Source organism: Methanoregula sp. (genome assembly GCF_041663825.1).
Lineage (GTDB): Archaea > Halobacteriota > Methanomicrobia > Methanomicrobiales > Methanospirillaceae > Methanoregula.
In genome coordinates this window covers 56,538-77,550 of sequence record NZ_JBAYLY010000007.1, presented here as the reverse complement: position 1 = coordinate 77,550, position 21,013 = coordinate 56,538, and the positions used below count along the sequence as shown (strand labels likewise).

Here is a 21,013-nt window from a genome sequence, read left to right as displayed (position 1 = left end):
GTCGGGATCATAGGGTAATTATAATTAAGTAGTATATAATTTGTCGGATTATGGACCCTTAATGCCCCGGCTTATTCTCCCGTTCGTAACCGTACCATCACACCACGAGTTCGTCTTCGAGAGAGGATGGTGCAGAGAGACCGGGATTTAATTCACCAAAAAAAACGAAAATGTTTGGGGGGTAATCCGTTCCCGTTGTGGACGACCCCGACATGACACCCTCCCAGAGACAAAACCCGTTATTTCATGCCTGAGATACACCACAGGATTTATTGCATGTACTTTTGAAAGATTACCTCAAACGATGAGCCTGATGATGCCGGACCGGCCTGTTCGAAAAAGAGTGTGATCGATGGCTCATTACCTGATCGATATCCGGATGATGGGGTCGGTGAAGCACCAGATTAGCTTGCTGAGCCACCAGCTGGACGGGAAATTCAATCTCAAAAACAAACTGGTGATCCCACATATCACGCTCGCCGGGCCGTTCTCGACAACAAATGAAGAAACACTTGTTGAAGATTTCATGAGGATCTGTACGAACCAGATGGAGATCCCGAAATACGAAGTAGGGGGTTACGGGTTTTTTCCCGATACAAGAGTGGTGTATGTCACCATCACCCCCGATGAGGCCTTAAAACAATTCCGGTACCAGCTGGCCCGGGCCATCTCCCCCTATTGCTCATTACGGGACTATGATCTGGATTCTGCCGACAATTTTAAGTTTCACGCAACGCTTGCCATGAAACTTGACTGGCTCACCTTCCAGAGAATAAAATGGTATATCCGGGGACAGGAGGGTGTCATCTACCGGCACCACCCGATCCGGGCAACACTGCTCAAAAATTCCAGGATCCTGTGCGAATATGATTTTGTCCAGGAAAGAATGCTCTCCCGGGCGCAGGCCCAAAACCGGGCGACACGGAAGCGCGATTTTGATATGCTTAAAGTGTGGGATGACGGGAGTTGGGAGGGTGTGTAGTATCGCCCGGTAGTTCATTTGTCTTTTCGTGAACCCCGGATCATACTTTTTTTCGGCATGACTGTACATACCCGGTCTGATTGTATAGTAAATCCACAAAAAAGAGAAAACAATTAATGAGGCCAAAAAGATTATTTCTTCTTGGGGGCTGCCTTCTTTACGGCGGGTTTTTTTGCTGGGGCCTTCTTTGCGGCCGGTTTCTTTGCTGCAACCATATTCGTCACACCTCCCACCGGAAAGGGTTATAATTTTCATTATTCTATGAATACATAAATATTTTGGTCGAAATGGGTATTTCCTGCATAGAATCGCTATAAACCGCAACTTTGTCCCACGCAAAACCGGAGTATCCGGAATAGAGCGGATTTTACAGGCAATAGGTAGCGAAATGCGCAATCCTTATAATTAAGCCCCGTTTGCCAAAAAAAGGCTTGGTTGCGCACAATTATTGCAAGGTGCAACAGGCCGGGGCCGGATAAATCCGGCCCGGAACAGGTATTTTCTTAAAAAAACTGCGTTCCGCGCTTTCATTTGCCTTTTATTTGCTCTTGTGTGTTTTAAAACGGCGGATAAAAAAGCAATCTTTATGAGCGAGCGTTGTCCCATCGTGTACTGATGAAGCGGCAGTTTATTGTGGGGGTAATCGGGGGATTACTGGGTATAGCAACTGCAGTATATGTGATTTTTTCTTCAGGGACCCCCGATATGACCCTCTCCGGAGTCCAGGCAGCTCTTTTTTCCAGCCTCGGCCTGATGGGTGCGGCGATATCTGACAGGGAAACCCGGTTTGCCGGCTGGATGCTGCTCTCCTCCGCCATCTGGCTCACGCTCTCGGTTCCGCTTGCCGGTACGCTCAACCTGCTCTACTGGTATATGCCTGCCATCGTTATCCTCGGAATAGCGGCAGTACTCTGCTTCCTGGAGCCGGAAGTGGATGATGCAGATCCGCAGGAAGAGCCCGAAGGATAGTGAACCGGAATGTTTTCCGGGTTCCATTTTTCCTTACATGTTTCCGGATACAGGAGCAGGGAATCCGGTTTTGTAGATCGGATGATAAACGCATTCGCTGTAGTCTCGCGCTCACACAACAAAAAAAGGAAAATAAAATAAATTTGTTAACTTTTGGCCCTTGAGATTTTATGAAACAGCCCGTATTCTTGCTGTTTTAAAATCTGACGGTTTTACAGGTGTTTAGTGCCGTACCAGAATGGTTCAACCGGTACCGGGTACTTACTGCGCCTTATCGTAGCAGATCTTTGCGTCGTCATGCTTGCCCAGTTTGTCCAGCGTCGCCCCGATCTCGTTCCAGACCTCTTTACGAGAGGGATCAATCTCCAGCGCATGTTTGAACGATGACAAGGCGTCCTGGAATTTTTCCAGTTCCTGCAGGGCACGACCCTGGTGGATCCATGCATCGACAAAATCCGGCTGGAGGGAGATCATCGCACGGTATGCCTCTGCTGCATCCTCAAACTGCCCGAGCGCCTCAAGGGAGCTCCCCTTAGTAAAGTATGCAATCGAGAACGAGGGATCGATTGCAATTGCCCTGTCATAGGATTCAATCGCAGCCTTATGCTCCTGCTGGCCGGCAAAGGACATGCCCCTCCGGGTCCAGCCAATCGCATTCTCCGGGTCCAGTTTGAGGCCTTCATCATACGCGTCTCTTGCCTCAGAATACTTCCCCATATCATAGAGGGCGTTTCCTTTGCCAAACCAGGCATTGGCAAGTTTCGGGTTCTTTTCAATTGCTTTCTCAAATGACTCGAGTGCATCGCGGTACATGCCAAGCTCGGCAAGGGATGTCCCCTTGTGAGCGTATGAGTCGGCACCATGGGGATCGAGTTCCAGCGCCCGGTCGTAGGACTTGATAGCATCGCGATACTGTTCAATCGCTGCATAGGCAAGGCCGCGATCACGGTAGAGTTCAGCCAGATCCGGTTTTATGGCAATGGCATTGTCGTACTCCGTGATTGCTGCATCATAACTGCCCTCGTCATTTAAGGTCCGGGCTTTCCAGTAATGTGCCTGGTAGCAGGACGGGTTTATCTCCAGCGCCCGGTCAAATGCCCTGATTGCCCCGTCAGGATTCTGGAGTGCAATATACGCCCGCCCTTTCTCAAAGATTGCGTCGGTAAATCCCGGGTTCGCTGACAATGCCTGGTCAAATCCTGATATGGCTTCCTTGTATTTTCCCAGGTGGAACAGGGATCGCCCCTTCTCGTACAGGGCTTCAGGATAATTACTTCTGATCCGTAGTGCTGCATCAAACGAGGCCACCGCTTCCTCATACTGCTCCTGGCGGGCAAGCGCGACACCCCGGTAATGATACGCTTCAGCGTACTGCCGGTTGATGGCAATCGCATGATTAAACGCATCAACCGCCTCATCGTCCTGCTCTTTCTTGACGTGAGCAAGTCCCTTGTAGTAATACGCCTCCGATGATTCCGGCTGGATTGCAAGGACTTTTTCAAATGCATCAAGAGCCTCGCTCGTCTTTTCCAGGTGAATAAATGCCCGGCCCAGATTAAGAAGTGCCGGAGCATATGAAGCGTTGATAGCAAGGGCGTGGTTATAGCAGTCCAGTGCATCCTCGTACCGGTCCAGGTTTGCGAGAGCGATCCCCCGGTAGAGCCACGCTTCCGGATAGTCTGTCTGGAGAGAGAGTGCCCGGTCGAATGCGTTGATCGATTCCTGGTACATGGCGACTCCGCACAAGGCCCGCCCTTTTGCATAGAATGCCGGGGCACAATCCGGGTGCTGTACAAGCGCCGCATCAAAATTCTTTATCGCTTCCTGGTACCGGCCGAGGGCCAGAAGCGAGAGCCCGAACTGATAATACGCACGGGCATCTTTCTTGTCAAGGCCGATGGCCTTGGTATAACAGGAGATCGCGTCCTTGTGACGCTCAAGGGCAGAAAGGGCCATTCCTTTGCCGGTCCAGATACACGCATAGTTCGGACGGAGCCGGAGCGCAAGATCGAACGTGGCGGCTGCATCCCCGGGCCGCAGGAGCCGCAGGAGCGCCATTCCTTTGTGGTACAGCGCTTCATCGTGCTTGGGGCGCAGGGCAATGGCATCGTCATATGATTGGACTGCCTCGTTATATTTGCCTAATTCAAAGAGCGTCCTACCTTTGTAATAATGGGCGTCAATAAAATCAGGTTTTATTTCAAGCGCCCGGTTAAATGCCTCGACCGCATCGCCGAAGTTGTTGAGTGCCTGGATTGCACGACCCTTCAGGTACCATGCTTCTGCATTGGCCGGATCAATGTCCAGCGTCTTTCCGTATGATTCGATGGCGTCGTTGTATCTTCCAAGATCGTAGAGTACCATCCCCCGGTGGAGCCATCCGGGGACTGAATCCGGTGTGGACTGGATCACGTGATCAAATGCCTCAATTGCGTCATCTGGTTTGCCAATTGCAGCAAGGGAGATTCCTTTGTGATAGAATGCATCAGTGTTACCGGCATCGAGATCGATGGCCTTGTTAAACGCGAGAATCGCATCGTCATGCCTTCCCAGATCTGCAAGAGCACGTCCTTTATAGAAATAAACCCCGGCATAATTCTTGTCGATAAGCAGTGTCTTGTCAAAGGTCTTGACAGCCTCGCGGAACATACCCAGTGTAACAAGCGCCTTACCCTTCTCAAAGAGCGCATCGGCAAAGACCGGATCGATCTCCAGCGCGGCATCAAACGCTTTTACTGCCTCTTCAGAACGCCCGCTCTGTGCAAGTGCGATCCCCTTGTAACAGAGCGTCTTTGTATCCGAAGGCCGGAGGAGAAGGGCCTCTTTATAACTCTCAATTGCCTCGCTGTACTGTCCAAGCCTGTCAAGCGAGCGGGCTTTCTGGAACTGCGCATCGAAATGATCCGGGTTCAAGGAGATGGCATGGTCGAATGCTGCGATGGCTTCATCGAAATGCCGGAGATTCCCCAGCACGCAGCCCTGCTCGTACCAGGTTTCGGCATCCTCCGGGGTGTACACTAACAGGCGCTCAAACGATTCTGCTGCTTCAGCGTAACGTTCCAGGGCGGCAAGCGAGGCCGCACGGAAATACAGGGCATCAGTATTTTTCGGATCTCCGTCAAGGGCAACATCAAGCGCCGCAAGCGCATCTTCATATTTTTCAATATAAAAGAGCGCTCTCCCTCGTTCGAAACTGGCAGTGGGATCCGATGGCTCAATCTCAAGCACCCGGTCAAACGAACCAATGGCGTCTTCGTACTTCTTGAGGGCAGCAAACGCCCGGCCCCGCTCCAGATGCACCTCGTGATCATCCGGCTGGAGTGCAATTGCCCGGTCAAACGCCGCTATCGCCGCTTCGTAATGGCCGGTACGCATAAGTGCTCCGCCTTTTCTGGACCAGATATCAGGGTTATCAGGGCTGAGCGACAGTGCAGCGTCAAAGGCCATGTCGGCTTCCTCGTACCGCTCGAGTACGACGAGCGACTGTGCCCGGAGATAGGCTGGATCGTAGTTGTCAGAGAGCTGGGTAAATGCAAGACGGAAGATTTCCTGTGCTTCGTTATGCCGGTCCAGAATGGCAAGGGTCTTTCCTTTCTCAAAAAGGATCTCACCGTTGCCCGGTTCCCTCCCGAGTGCGATGTCAAAAAGGTGGAGCGCATCCTCATACTGTCCCAAGCGGTACCATGCCTTTCCTTCAGAGAATAGCAGGGGAATATCATGAGGCTCGATCTGGCGGGCTTTCTCAAAGGCCTGTACTGCGTCATCGTCCTTTTCGATCTGCACCGACGCAAGGCCACGGTGGTACCACGTCCCGAAATGATCCGGTGCATGGGAGATCATGCCGTCAAATGCCGTTATCGCGTCGGTATACCGGCCGAGCCGTTCCAGGGCAAGACCCAGAATATAGGCCGCATCCTCAAATGTGGCATCCAGCTCAAGAACCCGGCCAAATGTGGTGACAGCCTCCTCATCACGCCCCAGTTCGAAGAGCGCACAGCCCATCTCGTAATGGGTCTCCGGTTTCTTGTCATCGAGAGCAAGAGCGTCAGTAAGTGCTGTAACTGCATCCTCGTACCGGCCGAGTCGCGCAAGAGCTACACCTTTTTCGTGATACGCGAGGTACTGGTTCTTGTTGATGTCAAGCGCACGGTCAAAGGCAGTAACCGCATCGTCATACTGTTTGAGTCTGGAGTGAGCACAACCCTTGGCAAACCATGCATCGTACCCTGACGGATCCAGTCTGATTGCAGAGTCAAATGCAGCAACGGCGTCCCCGAATTTTTTAAGATTTGCAAGGGCATGCCCCTTGTTCAGGAATACCGGCGCACTAGACGCATTGATTGCGATTGCTGCCTCAAAGGCGGATATTGCTTCCTTGTTCTTTGAGAGCCGGGCAAGTGCAAGCCCCTTTTCGAAATAGGCAAGAGAAAAGTTCGGATCAATCGAAGAGGCCATGTCAAATGCCTCGATTGCCTGACGGTCCCGACCGAGGCGGGCAAGTGCACAACCCTTATCATAGTAGGCGCCGGAATATTTCGGGTTCAGAGCAAGCGCCCGGTCATAGGAGGGGTTTGCCTCTTCGTATCTCCCAAGACCGGCAAGCGCAACGGCCCGGTCATACCACCCGTTTGCATTGTCGGGTTTAAGTTCGAGGGCCTTTGTAAGTGCTTCTATAGCCCCCTTGAGATCACCGCTTGAGAGGAGGGAACTGCCTTTCCGGAACCAGGCCGAAGAGCAGCCGGGATCGGCAGCGATGACCCGGTCAAAACAGTTAATCGCCTCCGGATAATTGCGAAGCCCGATAAAGGTCTTTCCCTTACGGTACCATGCAGTAATGTCATCCGGGTTCAGGGCAAGGGCACGATCGAAGGCTTCCCGTGCACTCTCCAGGTTCTCCAGATCGAGAAGCACACTCCCTTTGAGGAGCCAGACATCGGCATCGTTGTTCTCGATATTGAGGGCCGCATCGAGCACTCCTGATGCCTCATCGGGCCTCATGAGTTTTGCGAGCATGCGCCCCTTGTGGTACAGCACCTCAGCGTTCTGCGGTTCAAGTTCCAGCAGTTTGTCAAATGCGGCAAGTGCCTGCGTGTACCGGCTCATACCGGCATACGCCAGCCCGGACTGGAACAACGCATCATTTAAGGAGGGGTCATGTTCAAGAGCCTGCTTGAAGGATCGTATCGCTTTTTCATATTTCCCGAGAGCAAAAAGCGCCAGTCCCTTCTGGTAGTGCGCGTGAGCGTGTTCGGGCACAAACTGGATGGCCTGATCGCAGGCCTCAACCGTCCCGGTATAATTTTTCAGCCGGAACAATGCCAGCCCTTTCCTGTACGCGGCTTCGGGATAGGATGGATCGAGGCCAAGGGCGAGATCGTATGCATGAACCGCCTCTTCATCATTACCCTGCAGGGCAAGGGATTCTCCTTTATAGAATGCCGCTTCGACAGATTTGGGGTCAAGTAAAAGGACCTGGTCAAAGGCAGTAACTGCTGCTGCACCGTCATTTTCATGGAACAGGACTTCTCCTTTTGAAAGCCAGATAAACGAATTTTCCGGGTCAATGTCAAGCGCCCGGTTGAGCGCATCGAGGGCCTTTGGGAAATCTTTGATTTCCATGAGTGCCCGGCCCCGGTAATACTGGATAACAGAAGTCTCCGGGCCCATCGTCAGTGCCAGATCAAAGATAGGGGAGGATTCCTGGTACTGTCCCAGCATAAAGAGGGCAAGCGCCTTCCTGAACGCATAGTCCTGCACCGTGGGCGCGATCTCCAGCGCACGCTCGAACGCCGGCAGCGACTCGTCAAAGTGTTCAAGTTCAAAGAGTACCAGTCCTTTCTGGTACCACCCTACCGCACAATTTTCGTCTATTGCAAGCACCTGTTCGAATGCATCCTGTGCTTCACTGTGAAGCGCCAAGTGGGAATACGCGATTCCCTTATAATACCAGGCAGTCGCGTTCTTCGTATCAAGGGCCAGCAGTTTGTCAAATGCTGCAATACCTTCCTCCCACCGTTCTATATGCAGGAGAGATTTTCCCCGGTAAAGCAGGGTAAAGGGATCCTTAGACTGGCGTTTTTGTGCCTTTGCAAATGATTCGGCGGCTTCTTTGAAACGGTTGAGACGGTAGAGGGCGTATCCTCTGCATGCATGTATCCGGGCATTACCGCCGTCATATTCAAGAGCGCGATCGAGCGCGATCACGGCATCTTCGTACCGGGAAAGCCGCATGTATGCAATCCCCATAGTAAAATGGGCAATTGCATTTTCAGGATCAAGCGTTATTACCCGGTTAAAGAAAGTAAGGGCATCATCATAGCGCTGAAGTTCAAAGAGCGCCTGCCCTTTTTTAACCAGTGCACCGATATGGTTGCTGTCAAGTTCGATCGCACGGTCAAATGAGGGGATTGATTCTTCATACTTTTTAAGGGAGTAATATGCGTAGCCTTTCTCGTACTCTATACGGGCGCTTTCCCGGCCCTGCCTGATGCACCGGTCAAAGACATCAATCGCATCCTCGTATTTTTCCAGCCGGTTAAGTGCAAGTCCCGCCTGCTCCAGCGCATCGGTATTCTCCGGGCTGATCTTGATGGTTTTTGCAAAAGCGCCGATCGCTTTTTCATCCCGTTGCAGTTCGACATACGCAAGGCCAAGGTGATAGAAATTATCTGCAGACCCGGGGTCTGCCGCACACGCAGATTCAAAAACGGAAGCAGCCTCTTTAAAGTGTTTTAATGCTTCAAGGGCCAGACCTTTCGCTGACAGGAGGGGCACATCATTTGGGGTGATCACAAGTGCGTGATCGAATGCGGCAACGGCATCCTCGTACTTGCCCATCGCGACAAGAGCACGTCCTTTGTGATAGTATGCCTGCGGGTAATCCGCAAGCAGGCCAAGAACATGGTCAAAGGCCGCCACAGCTTCCTCGTTACGCAGGATCTGGATCAGGTCAAGCCCCATATCGAACCAGGCATGCGTATCGGTACTGTCAATTTCAAGTGACCGGGTGAAGGCAAGCACTGCATCGGCATACCGTCCAAGAGTTGAGAGGCAAACTCCCTTGTAATACCATGCCTCGGCAAAATCCGGTTGGATCCCGATGGCTATATCCGAAGCCTGAATGGCTCCCTCGTCCTGCCCCAGGTTGTGCAGAGATATGGCCTTGTTAAGCGCAGACTCTGCACTCTTTGGATCGGCCTCCAGTGCCTTCTCAAAAGAGAGAATTGATTCCTGGTACATTCCCTGGGCTGCAAGTGCAACACCCTTGAGGTGATGTGCGGAAGCATAGTTCGGTACGAGCGCTATTGTCCGGTCAAATGCTTCGATCGCATCGCGATAACGTTCGAGTTTTAAAAGCGCTGCGCCCCGGTGGTATAAGGCGCGATCAAGACGTGAATCCGTGCTTATTGCCAGATCAAAAGACTCGATTGCATCCTCATACCGGCCCAGTTCATACAGCGCGAGACCTTTATACTGGTGGGCTTCGGCATAGGAGGCGTTGAGTTTGAGCGCGTGGTTACAGGCTTCGATACATTCAGTATAATCCCCAAGGTCAAAGAGTGCCCGGCCTTTCTGGTACCACGCCTCAGCAATATCGGGATGTGTCCAAAGGACTTTCTTAAATTCCCCAACTGCATCGCGGAACCTGCCAAGCGTTATGAGTGCCTCTCCTTTATGCATCCGCGCCTGGATGCAGTCGGACTGGGTGGAAAGCGCCGTATCGTACGCGAGGATCGCTTCCTCGTGCCGGGCCAGGCCATCGAAGGCCCGGCCTTTCTGGTAATAGATCTGCGTATTTCCCGGATCATGGGCAAGTGCCCGGTCCAGCGCGAGAAGAGCCTCGTCATACTTCCCCATATGGGACAGGATATGTCCCTTATATCTCCAAGCTTCAGCAAAATCCGGCCGGATCTCTATTGCCTTTTCTGCGGCAGCAAGTGCATCTTCCTCCTCGCCCAGGTTGGAGAGCGACAAAGCCTTGTTAAACGCAGAATCCGCACACTTTGGATCGCATTCGAGTGCCCGGTCATACGCGTCTATAGAATCCCGGTACATTCCCAAGGCTGCAAGTGCAATACCTTTGTGGTAATGCGCTGGTGCATAATCCGGTACAAGTGCTAATGTCCGGTTAAACGCTTCAATCGCATCGCCATAACGTTCTAGTTTTAAAAGTGCTGCCCCACGGTGGTACAGGGCCCGGTCGAGATGCGAATCGATGCGTATTGCCTGATCACAGGACTTGATTGCATCCTCATACCGGCCCAGTTCATACTGCGCGAGACCTTTATACTGGTGGGCTTCGGCATAGGATGCGTTGAGGGTGAGCGCATGGTCACAGGCATCGATACATTCAGTATAGGCTTTAAGATCAAAGAGTGCCCGGCCTTTCTGGTACCATGCCTCAGCAATATCGGGATGTGGATCAAGGACTTTCTTAAATTCCCCAACTGCATCGCGGAACCTGCCAAGCGTTATGAGTGCCTCTCCTTTATGCATCCGTGCCTGGATACAGTCGGGCTGGGTGGAAAGCGCCGTATCGTACGCGAGGATCGCTTCCTCGTGCCGGGCCAGGCCATCGAAGGCCCGGCCTTTCTGGTAATAGATCTGCGCATTTCCCGGATCATGGGAAAGCGCCTCGTCCAGCGCGAGAAGTGCCCCCTCATACCTCCCCATATGGGACAGGATATGTCCCTTATATCTCCAGGCTTCAGCAAAATCCGGCCGGATCTCCAGAGCCTTTCCTGCGGCAGCAAGGGCCTCTTCGTCCTGCCCCAGGTTGTGCAGTGACAGGGCCTTGTTGAGCGAAGATTCTGCACTTTTTGGATCGCATTCAAGTGCCCTGTCATACGCGTCTATTGAATCATGGTACAGACCTTGTGCAGCGAGCGCAACTCCCTTGAGATGATGAGCAGGTGCATACTTGGGCAGGAGGATGAGTGTCTGATCGAACGCCTGTACTGCCTCGCGGTAGCGTTCAAGTTTCAGGAGCGATGCACCACGATGGAACAGGGCGCGGTCAAGATGGGGATCGCTCTCAAGTGCCTGATCAAAGGAGAGGATTGCTTCCTCATATCTCCCCAGTTCGTAGAGGGCAAGTCCCTTATGGTAATGGGCGTCCGGGTAGTTTGATTCCACATCCAGCGCATGGTCGTAGGCATCGATAGCCTCGGTGTAGTTGCCTAAGTCAAAGAGTACCCGACCTTTCTGGTACCAGGCATGGAAGTTGTGAGGGTTCTCTTTTATGGTCTGGTCGAAATCCTTGAGCGCTTCGACAAACCTGCCAAGATTATAGAGTGAGATGCCTTTACGCATCCGTGCCTCAGCGTATTTGGGTTTGAGCGCAAGAGTTTTCTCAAATGCGGTAACGGCATCCTGGTGCCGGCCAAGGCCATCCAGCGCCCGCCCTTTCTGGAAATAGACAAGTGCATTCTCCGGGTCATAGATCAGCGCCCGGTCAAATGCTTCCAGTGCTTCCTGGTATTTCCCAAGTTTTGAGAGCGCAACTCCCTTGAAGAAAAATCCGGGGGAGTTGCTGGTATCTTTTTCAAGATTCTTGTTGAATGCCTCGATGGCTTCCTGGAAGCGCCCAAGTTTCTGGAGGGTAAATCCCCGGTAGTAGAAGACCTCGGTATACCCCGGGTCTATGTCAAGTGCCCGGTCAAACGCAGAAATAGCCTCCTGATACTTTCCGAGATCGAGAAGCATCTTTCCCTTGTTGTACCATGCAGGGGCAAACGATTCCTTTATTTTAATTACCGCTTCAAAGGAGTGCAGCGCCTCTTTTTGCCGGCCGAAGTTTGCAAGGGCGAGGCCCAGGTGGTAATGAGCATCGCTGTTGTTTGGATCGATCTCCACAAGGACTTCAAAGACCTGTATCGCTTCTTCTATCCGGTTGATCTTTTCAAGGGAGAATCCCTTGTAAAAGAAGGCTCCGGTACTTCGCTGGTTTAACGTGATCGCGTTATCGAAGGCATCGATTGCATCCTGGTACCGCCCAAGGTCAAAGAGGGCCTTGCCGTCTTTGATCCAGCCATCCTCCTGATCGGGATTGAGTTTGAGGGCCTGCGCATACGCATACACAGCCTCCTCTGTCCGCCCGAGGATATTGAGGGCGTCACCTTTCCGCATCCAGATATCGACAAGAGCCGGATTGAGGTCAAGGGCCTTATTAAATGCCGTAACCGCTTCGGGGATCTTGCCCAGATCCGAAAGCAGGATGCCTTTTTTCACCCACCCGTTTGCATTATTCGGATCTATCTCCAGAACCTTCGTGTACGCGACCAGCGCATCCTGCTTTTTTACGATCTTGTCGAGGGCGGTTCCCTTCTGCATCCAGATGTCAACAAGATTCGGGTTTAAGGAGAGGATGCGATCAAAGGTTTCCACCGCTTCGGCATAACGCTCAAGCACCATGAGCGATTCACCGCGTCTGACGAGTGCCTCCATTTGTGAAGGATTAAGAGCGAGACTGCGGTTCAGCGCCGCGACGGCTTCGTCATGTCGGCCGAGCCGGGCAAGGGCAATGCCCTGGTACGTGAACGCCTCGACGAGTGAGGGATTCATTGAGACTGATGTATTGAGTGCCGCAAGGGCCTCCTCGTACTTTTGGCATTGCAGATACGCAATACCCTGATAATAATACGTTGAAGCATTGGAAGCGTCAAGAGCCAGTGCATCGGAAAATGCCCGGATCGCTTCATCGTACCGCTCACGCTCTATAAGCGAGATCCCCCTGTAATGATGGGCAAGGGCATTTGCCGGGTCGTATTCGAGGGAGCGTTCAAACGCACCGATTGCCTCATCATACCGTTCCCGGCCGGCATACGCGATACCGAGATAATAGAGAGCGTGCGGGTTATCCGGTTCAAACGCCAGCATCCGCTCAAAAGTCTTTATCGCGTCCTCGTACCGTTCGCGCTGGGCAAGGGCGATTCCCTTCTGGTACAGGGTCTTTGGATTATCGGGCTCGATCTCCAGTGCCTGGTCGTACGAAATAATTGCTTCCAGCTGTTTACCCAGCCGGGCAAGGGCATTACCCTTCTCGTAGAATGCACGGGCGCACCGGCGGTTGATCTCAAGCACCCGCTCATACGACCGGATTGCTTCTTCAAACCGGGAAAGTTCGGCAAGTGAGAAGCCCTTGTAGTACCAGGCCCAGACATCCCGGGGGGCGTCTTCGAGGGCGCGGTTAAAGACAGTGATCGCCTCGTCGTACCGGCCCAGGGTAACAAGTGCCATCCCCTTGCGGACCAATGCCTCTGTGTTCTTCGGGTTAAGGCCGATTACCTTGTCAAACGACAAGATTGCATCATCAGGGACACCGAGATGAGCATGACAGATCCCCTTATAGAGCCAGGCATCGGCAAGACCCGGGTTCTGTTCGACCGCCTCTTCAAATGCGGTAACAGCATCCTTGAACCGCCCGAGATGCGTGAGTGCAATCCCTTTTTCATAGAGGGCTGTCGTATTCTCCGGGGAGATCTCGAGCACAGCATCGTAGGCGTCAACGGCATCAGCATACCGCTCTTTTTTAAAGAGCGTTGCACCCCGGTGATATAACGCAAGCGTGTGGGCGGGATCTATTTCCACAGTCTGGCCAAATGCGCGAAGTGCCTCATCGAGTTCGCCCTTTTTGGCAAGGGCCAGACCCTTGTTAAAATATGCATTGACATAGTTCGGGTAGATCTCGATTGCCTGATCGAACGCCTCGATCGCCGGCTGTAACTGTTCCGCTTTTAAAAGGGTACTACCTTTGTCGTACCATGCCTGCGCATTGTCTGGCTTGAGCGCAATGCTTTTGTTGAGCGAATCCAGAGCCTCCTCGTACCTGCCGGTCTTTGCCAGGAGCTTGCCTTTCTGGTGGTAGGCCTGTGCATTGCCCGGATTGTCGATTAAGGCCTTGTCAAATTCCTGGATTGCATCATCGCTGTTTCCCAGTCGGGCCAGGGCAAAACCCTTGTGGTACACGGCGTCCGAATAATCCGGCCGGATCTTAAGCGCTTGATCATAGGCAGAGACAGATTCCCTGAATCGTCCAAGACTTGCATAGGAAAGGCCGATCTGGTATGCAGCCGAGGCACACCCGGGATCGACAGAGAGGGTATGGCTGAAGGCCTCGATCGCTTCATCCTGCCGCCCGAGTCGCGAAAGGACAATCCCTTTAAAGTAGGAGGCCCCTGCATGATTCTCCTGTGTTGCGAGAATATGGTTAAACGCCTCAAGCGCTTCCTCGTACCTGCTTATGTGGACGCAGGAGACACCCCGGCTGTATATTGCATCGATATTATCCGGTTCGGCCGCAATTGCCCGGTCAAAATCCGCCACGGCCTCGCGGAACCGGTTCAGGTTCTGATATGCTTTACCCCGGAAAAAGAAGATCCGGGTATTTGACGGGTTCATCTCCGCAGCTTTGTCCAGGGCATACGCAGCATCCTCGTACCGTGCCAGCTCAAATAAGGAGAATCCCTTGTAGAGCCAGGCATCCGGAACAAGAGGGTTCTGTGAAATTGCGTTGTCCAGCGATACTACAGCATCGGCAAATTTCCCCGACCTGTACTGGGCGATACCTTTTATCACCCAGATATCCGCGTGGTCGGGCTCGGCTGCAAGAAATGCCTCGGCCGCTTCAGCCGCTTCATCATACCGTTCCTGTTTTGCGAGAATAAATGCACGGTAATACCAGACCCAGGCATCTGAGGGATCAAGAGAATGTGCCTGTTCGAAGGCGTCAAGGGCTTCGTCATATCTTCCGATCTCGTAGAGGGAGATCCCCCTGTTGTAGAAAGCCTTGGAATATTCGGGGAGGATCTCGATCGCCATCCCGTATGCGACAATGGCCTCCTCGTGCCGGCCGAGATCTGCAAGAGCGATTCCTTTGTTATAATAGACCTTCGCGTGGCTGGGATCGATGGTAAGTGCATGATCGTATGCCGATATCGCGTCCTGGTACCGTCCAAGTTCGTAGAGGGCAATGCCCTTAAGGATCCAGGCTTCGGCATTATCATACTTGAGAGCGATCAGCCGTTCGCAGGTATCGAGTGCCTCCTTGTTTCGACCCACTTGTGCGAGGGTTGCAGCCTTGTTGTACCACGCATTGATATCGGAGGGGTCAAGCGTTAGCGCATTATCATAGGATTTGACCGCTGCATCAAACTTGCCGAGATCATACAGGGCGATACCTTTAAAGTAATGGGCTTTAGGCAGTTTGGGGAAGAGGGTGAGCGCCCGGTCAAACATGACCACGGCTTCCTGAAACCTGCCGAGATCATAGAGTTCAATGCCCTGCCGCATCAGTGCTTCAGCATCACTTCTGCTCATGGATTATTGTCGCTCCCTCGTTAATCTCCATTATTCCTGGCACCGCATGACGTATATACGCGTGTGAAACAGCGGCATATACCCTTTCTGGTATATATTTGCATGTCACTATTTATGAATACTATTTTTAAAGGCTCGTCTTTGAGGACATATTTCTGAGGTGTACCGGATAGTTTACCGGATTCTTGACCGGATCACCTGGCCGAGACGATGTATCCCTTCGGCAATCCGATCCGCGTTTGAGTTTGAAAAATTCAGGCGAAGGGTATCGGTCCCGCCGCCATCGACATAGAACGGGATGCCCGGGAGAACGGCGACCTTCTCTTTGAGCGCATCGGAAAAGACCTCCATCGAAGAACACCCGGCAGGAAGCGTGACCCATACAAACATCCCTCCATGGGGATTTGTCCAGGAGACTCCATCCGGCATCTCCTGTTGCATCGCGGCGATCATGTGGTCGCGCTGTTCCTTATATGTCACTTGGATCTTACGGATGTGTGCATCGATGTCGTTGTCTGCAAGATAACGCGAAGCGATGCGCTGGGAAAGGTAATTGGAGTGCAGGTCTGATGCCTGTTTTGCAACGACTAGTTGATCCATAATCGCCGGCGGGGCGCATACCCACCCGAGGCGCATGCCCGGTGCAAAGATCTTTGAGAACGAGCCGGTGAGAATTGTCTGGTCGGGCAGGTATTTTTTAAAGGGGGGTAGAGACCTGCCCGAAAACTGGAGCTCGCCATAGGCATCGTCTTCGACTACGAGTGTGCGGGTGCCGGCAAGGATATCTGCGCACTCTTTCCGCCGCTCCGCTGAGTATGTGATTCCGGAAGGGTTCTGGGAATTGGGGATGCAATAGAAGATCTTTGCCGCGTTTCCGGCCATCGCTGCTTCAAAGGCTGCCAGATCCGGCCCTTCCGAATTGAGTTCAACCGGCACAAAAACCGGCTCATAGAGAGAGAAAACCTGGATTGCGCCCAGGTACCCCGGGCGTTCGATGGCAACCCGGTCACCGCGATCAATCAGGATCTTGCCGACAAGATCGAGACATTGCTGCGAGCCGTTGGTGATAAGGATTTCATCGGGCGGGATGTCAAGGCCCAGCCGCTTTTTGTACCGGTCTGCAATAAACCGGCGAAGCGGGAGGTATCCTTCGGTTGTCGAGTACTGGAGAGCCGTCCTGCCATCTTCGCGAAAAACTGCTACAGCAGCCTGTGCAATGCCTCCGACATCGATCAGATCGGGGTTTGGCAGGCCTCCGGCAAACGAGATAATGCCGGGATTTTCTGTTACTTTGAGGATCTCACGAATAAATGATTTGGGAGTATTGTACATCCGTTGAGCGAATGCATAGGTGCATAATAGCGTTTCAGGGTCCCGGTTCTGCACGAGTTCTTGTTTTTCGACCATAAAATCCCGTTCCGTTTCTAAAGAAATTAGTGCATATACATTTAAAAAAACGGCTTTAAATACCTGAATGGTTGTTATTTCATGGTTTTTGTGACTGCCAACCCGTCCCGGCACACAAAAGCCGGAGACTTCGCACAGATTTTCTAGTACTTCTCAAAATTTTCCTTCACAAACATGGCAGAATTTTTGAGGAGATTTCCCAAAGTAATTCCCGGTCCTTTGGGGGTACCCCCTCCTGCCAGCCCGGGGTGGCACCCCCCGCTCCCAAAAATGAGAGGTACCCTGACCCCCGACCGATTTTTTAAAAGCATGATACCCCCACCCCCCTCTTGTGGCCCGGGGGTGGGGGGTGCCACCTTTGTACAAATGGTGGGGTACCCCCACCTGCCATAAAGGGAGGGCGTCTGCTGCCAAAAAAGGGTACTCCCGCTTCCAGATCTGGCTCAAACGAATTTTTTGCGGTTGTTCTTTCAGCTTAAAAGCAGGGAAGTACGGAGATTCCACTTCAAAAGGCTTTTTACCCATACCCGCACACCGGTTCACAAGGTGTCTTGTATGACAGTCATCAAGAGCGTTGAAATTATTTCATGGGCGAAGATCCATGCACTGTTCGGTATTGTGTTCGGCCTTATCTATGGTATACTATTTGCCATCATGGGTGCCGCCATCGGGGCTGCATACAGTATGCCCGGCGCGACGACCTTCGGGCTGCTTTCCATTATTATCTTCCCCATCATCTTTGGGATCATGGCCTTCATCTGCGGTGCGATCATGGCCTTCCTGTACAACATATTTGCAAGTAAGATCGGCGGCATCGAAGTCGAGCTTGTCGAGAAAAAAGCATAATTACATCCCTTTTTTTGGCTCTTCACGCGAATTTGTGTGGATAAAACCCTCCTTGTCAAATACGTTACCGGGGGTGAAATCTCAAGAGGAAAACCCCATTATGGACTCCATCGTGTGGGTTTTCGCGAGGGATGTAAAAACGCGGCCATGAGCGGAATCGCGGTGAGCGCATCTCCGTAATTATGAATAAGTATTGACACGGAGCACAATGCTCCTGGTATAATACACGACGATCTTCAATATCGCGTCAAAAACAATCCGACAAACGATATTTGACTGCCCGGATCCCACGCTCGGTTGTAAAAATTAAAAGCTAAATGTAGAGTGCCAGAGTTTCTGTCCTAAAACAGTGACAGTATTTATGTCCGCTTTCAAGAGCACCGAACAGGTGCTTGCGGGTGAAAGCGACCATGGAAATCAGAACCAAATCAGTCGTATTCTATGAAGAAGGAATACGAAGCGCACGAGAGATCGGAGAGACGTATAATATCTCCGAAAGGACGGTGAGACGATGGGCAAAAGCCCACAGTCAGGACCCGGAGAACGGGTTACAACCGAAAAAGACCGGGCCGAAACGATCACCTCGGGCAATATCACCGTCACTGGAACGACGAATAATCCGGCTCAAAGAGAAATATCCGGCGTGGGGTGCCCGACGGATCAAGCACCAGTTTAACCTCCCATGTTCATGGAGAACCGTCCATCGTATCCTCAAGAATCATGGACTTCTCATTCGTGTGAAAGCTAAACCCCAACCAGCCGGTAAACGATTCCAGCGCCGTCATGTTGACAGCATGTGGCAGGGCGACACTTTTCAGTTTCGTATCCGGGGAGTCGGCAAAGTCTATGTCACCGGGTTTACTGATGACTGCTCCCGGTATCGGGTGAAAAGCAAGGTTTATCTTCACAAAGATGCCGCCTCAGCTGTCAACGCCTTGCAATGGGCACTCCGCGCCGGACGAATCCCTCGTGAAATTTACCTCGATAATGGGAAACAGTTTGTCTCCAAAGTCTTCAAAGCTGAAGCACAGAAAAACGGTATCAAACTGATCTTCGGCCGGCCGTACAACCCGAGAGGTCGAGGCAAGATCGAACGATATCACAAGACTCTCTACCAGGAACTCATCGCTCTCAAGGAGTTCCACTCGGTAAGCCATTTCAAACGGGAACTCTGGAACTTCGACTGCCTATACAACAACTGGCGAAAGCAGGAGATTCTGGACTGGATGACTCCGACCTCAATCTATCACAACGAAATTAATTTCAATAAAAACAGAAAATTATCCTTAAGCGGACGTAAACTCTGTCAACAAAACGGACATTAATTGTGGCACTCTACAGCTAAACAATCCTTTGCGTGCGGGCATGGCCGTGATGTTTATCATGATATTCATGGTGGTCCTCATGAAATTCCTCGCAATCAGGGTGATTGAAATGGCCATGATCGTGATCGTCATCTCCATGAGGTTATGATTATCGGGATGATGGATCAGTCTGCTTAACTTCCTCATTTATCAGTCTCGTTACGGGAGGTCGGTTTGTAGTGTTCAGATTGATCATGGTGATGGTGTTGCCGCTCTCCCGGCAGTACGCCTCCACCCGGACACCCACCCGGCTAACCATACTGCCGACGGTCAGGATCAGGGAGTCCTGTCCCCGCAAAGCACGCAGGATGCATTTGTCGATGACACCATAGGTGAACTCAAGGGCCAGATGTTCCCGTGCGGCGCACTGCTTCGCATGTGTACCCATCGCCCCGATAACGATATCCGGGCGGGCATCCACCCATGCGGGGAGCGTGGCGGTATCCCCTTCATCCACATTGCAGACTGTGATCGTGCCCGGAGATGGATTGCCGCAGGAGCCGTGAATGTGGTTCTCGATGATATGGATCATGTCAAGGACACTTCGAGGCTTTCGTTCCGGCTGCGCAAACCCTCGCCTCCCGAGTTCCTGCGAGAGTTCAAGGAGAGTAGGGACAGAGAGGTGCGCCATACGGACATGATCAAGATTTCCGAACGCCACGTCCGGCACATCCTCCTCAAGAATCCTGCCATCCAGCAGGAGGATTGCACGGTCAGCCCACGGATACGCAAGTTCGACATCATGAGTGGAGATTATGAGGGTCTTACCGTCATTGTTCAGTTCGTCAAGGAGTTCCATGAGATCTTCTGAACCGGATGGATCAAGACCACTTGTAGGTTCATCGAAAACCAGCACATCCGGGTCCATTGCAAGTACGCCGGCAATCGCCACCCGTTTCTTCTCCCCGCCCGAAAGATGGTGGGGCACACGCCGTTCAAACCCTTCGAGACCAACCTGACGAAGGGCAAGAGCAACCGACTGTCGGATAGCCTGCTCATCGTATCCGAGATTTGCCGGACCAAATGCAACATCTTGGTATACGGTCGGGGCAATGATCTGGCGATCCGAATTCTGCAGCACAAACCCGACACGTTTACGGAGCTGGCGAAGGGAAGAAGAATCATACTGTACCGGTTCGTTGTCAAAGAGGATCGTACCGGATGTCGGGTGGATCATACCGTTGAACATCTGGAGGAGCGTGGACTTGCCGGCACCGTTCGGGCCGACAAGTGCTATCTTCTCGCGGGGGCGGATATGAAAACTGATCCCTTTGATTACCTCCGGGCTTCCCGGGTAATGGTACCTGACATCCCGTGCTTCAAGTATGATCTTCACAAAATCACTCCGATATTTGTTGTCAGCATCAGCAGAATCCCACCTAAGCCGGTAAGATACGCAATCACCGGGATGAGGGAACGCATCTGCATGGGTTCAGCAATGTCCAGCGTAGGAAATACTCCGTTATAACATCGGCAATCCATCGCACGGACGAGATCTTCACCTGCAATCCAGCTGGATATGAAAAGCATGCCGCAGAGCATTGAGAAGGACTGGATCGCCTCCCTTACCCTGCTGTAGCCAAGGCGCATTACCTGAGCCTGCCAGATCTCGATAGCCTGTGCATAGATGATGAAGATGTACCGGTAGATGATCATCATCAGATCGATGAGCTCGATGGGAATCCCGATACGCTTCATGCCATTGAAGAGATCCGTCATGGGAGTCGTTAATGCGATAAAGAAAAGTGAGATCGAACAGCCGAACACCCGAAACAGCACCAGTGTACTTTGGCTGATTGAGCCTGTTGTGATGGTAAGATTGATCCACGAAACCGGGTTGAACCGCCAGATCACATCTCCCCCGCCAAGCAGGAAGAGGAGAACTACAATGCTCATAACAGTAAAAATGGCCGGGCCAAGGAGGAGTTCCCCATACAAGCGGGGAGATGTCCGACCCGGGATGATGAGGACAAGGCTGAGTACGATACCTGATATCAGTGGTACAACCGGCGATGGGGATATGAGACAAAGGATAAGAGAGCCAAGTGCAAGAATGAGTTTTGTTACGGGATGGATATGCCTGAACGTACTCTGTTGCGCAACGCCGTCCAGATTTATCTCAATCATA

Annotated in this window: 8 protein-coding genes; 4 read left to right on the top strand and 4 right to left on the bottom strand. The window is 52.2% G+C overall.

Translation table 11 applies throughout. The features are described 5' to 3' along the window. Positions 1 to 352: 352 nt before the first annotated feature. Positions 353 to 982, top strand: coding sequence for a 2'-5' RNA ligase family protein (locus tag WCX19_RS04975; protein WP_373005750.1), 630 nt, complete (start codon positions 353 to 355; stop codon positions 980 to 982). Between the two features lie 705 nt (positions 983 to 1,687). Beyond that, positions 1,688 to 1,951 (top strand): hypothetical protein, encoded by a 264-nt coding sequence (locus WCX19_RS04970; protein ID WP_373005748.1) that lies wholly within the window; start codon positions 1,688 to 1,690, stop codon positions 1,949 to 1,951. A gap of 261 nt (positions 1,952 to 2,212) precedes the next feature. Here WCX19_RS04970 and WCX19_RS04965 read toward each other — a convergent pair whose 3' ends face one another. After that, positions 2,213 to 15,268, bottom strand: coding sequence for a tetratricopeptide repeat protein (locus WCX19_RS04965; RefSeq protein ID WP_373005746.1), 13,056 nt, complete (start codon positions 15,266 to 15,268; stop codon positions 2,213 to 2,215). A 174-nt stretch (positions 15,269 to 15,442) separates the two neighbouring features. Further along, positions 15,443 to 16,675, bottom strand: coding sequence for a PLP-dependent aminotransferase family protein (locus WCX19_RS04960; protein WP_373005744.1), 1,233 nt, complete (start codon positions 16,673 to 16,675; stop codon positions 15,443 to 15,445). A 555-nt stretch (positions 16,676 to 17,230) separates the two neighbouring features. Here WCX19_RS04960 and WCX19_RS04955 point away from each other — a divergent pair. Continuing rightward, positions 17,231 to 17,521 carry a hypothetical protein gene (locus WCX19_RS04955; protein ID WP_373005742.1) on the top strand — a complete coding sequence of 97 codons (291 nt, stop codon included), beginning with the start codon at positions 17,231 to 17,233 and terminating at the stop codon, positions 17,519 to 17,521. 410 nt (positions 17,522 to 17,931) lie between these two features. Continuing rightward, positions 17,932 to 18,846, top strand: a complete 915-nt coding sequence (locus WCX19_RS04950; RefSeq protein ID WP_373005740.1) for a DDE-type integrase/transposase/recombinase — start codon at positions 17,932 to 17,934, stop codon at positions 18,844 to 18,846. 148 nt (positions 18,847 to 18,994) lie between these two features. Here WCX19_RS04950 and WCX19_RS04945 read toward each other — a convergent pair whose 3' ends face one another. Both WCX19_RS04945 and cbiQ read right to left on the bottom strand, forming a co-directional pair. Further along, positions 18,995 to 20,221: an energy-coupling factor ABC transporter ATP-binding protein gene (locus tag WCX19_RS04945; protein ID WP_373005738.1), complete on the bottom strand. Its 1,227-nt coding sequence runs from the start codon at positions 20,219 to 20,221 to the stop codon at positions 18,995 to 18,997. Further along, complete coding sequence (gene cbiQ, locus WCX19_RS04940) at positions 20,218 to 21,012, bottom strand: cobalt ECF transporter T component CbiQ (RefSeq protein ID WP_373005736.1); 795 nt, start codon at positions 21,010 to 21,012, stop codon at positions 20,218 to 20,220. Before cbiQ ends, WCX19_RS04945 begins: the two co-directional genes overlap by 4 nt. Position 21,013 lies beyond the last annotated feature (1 nt).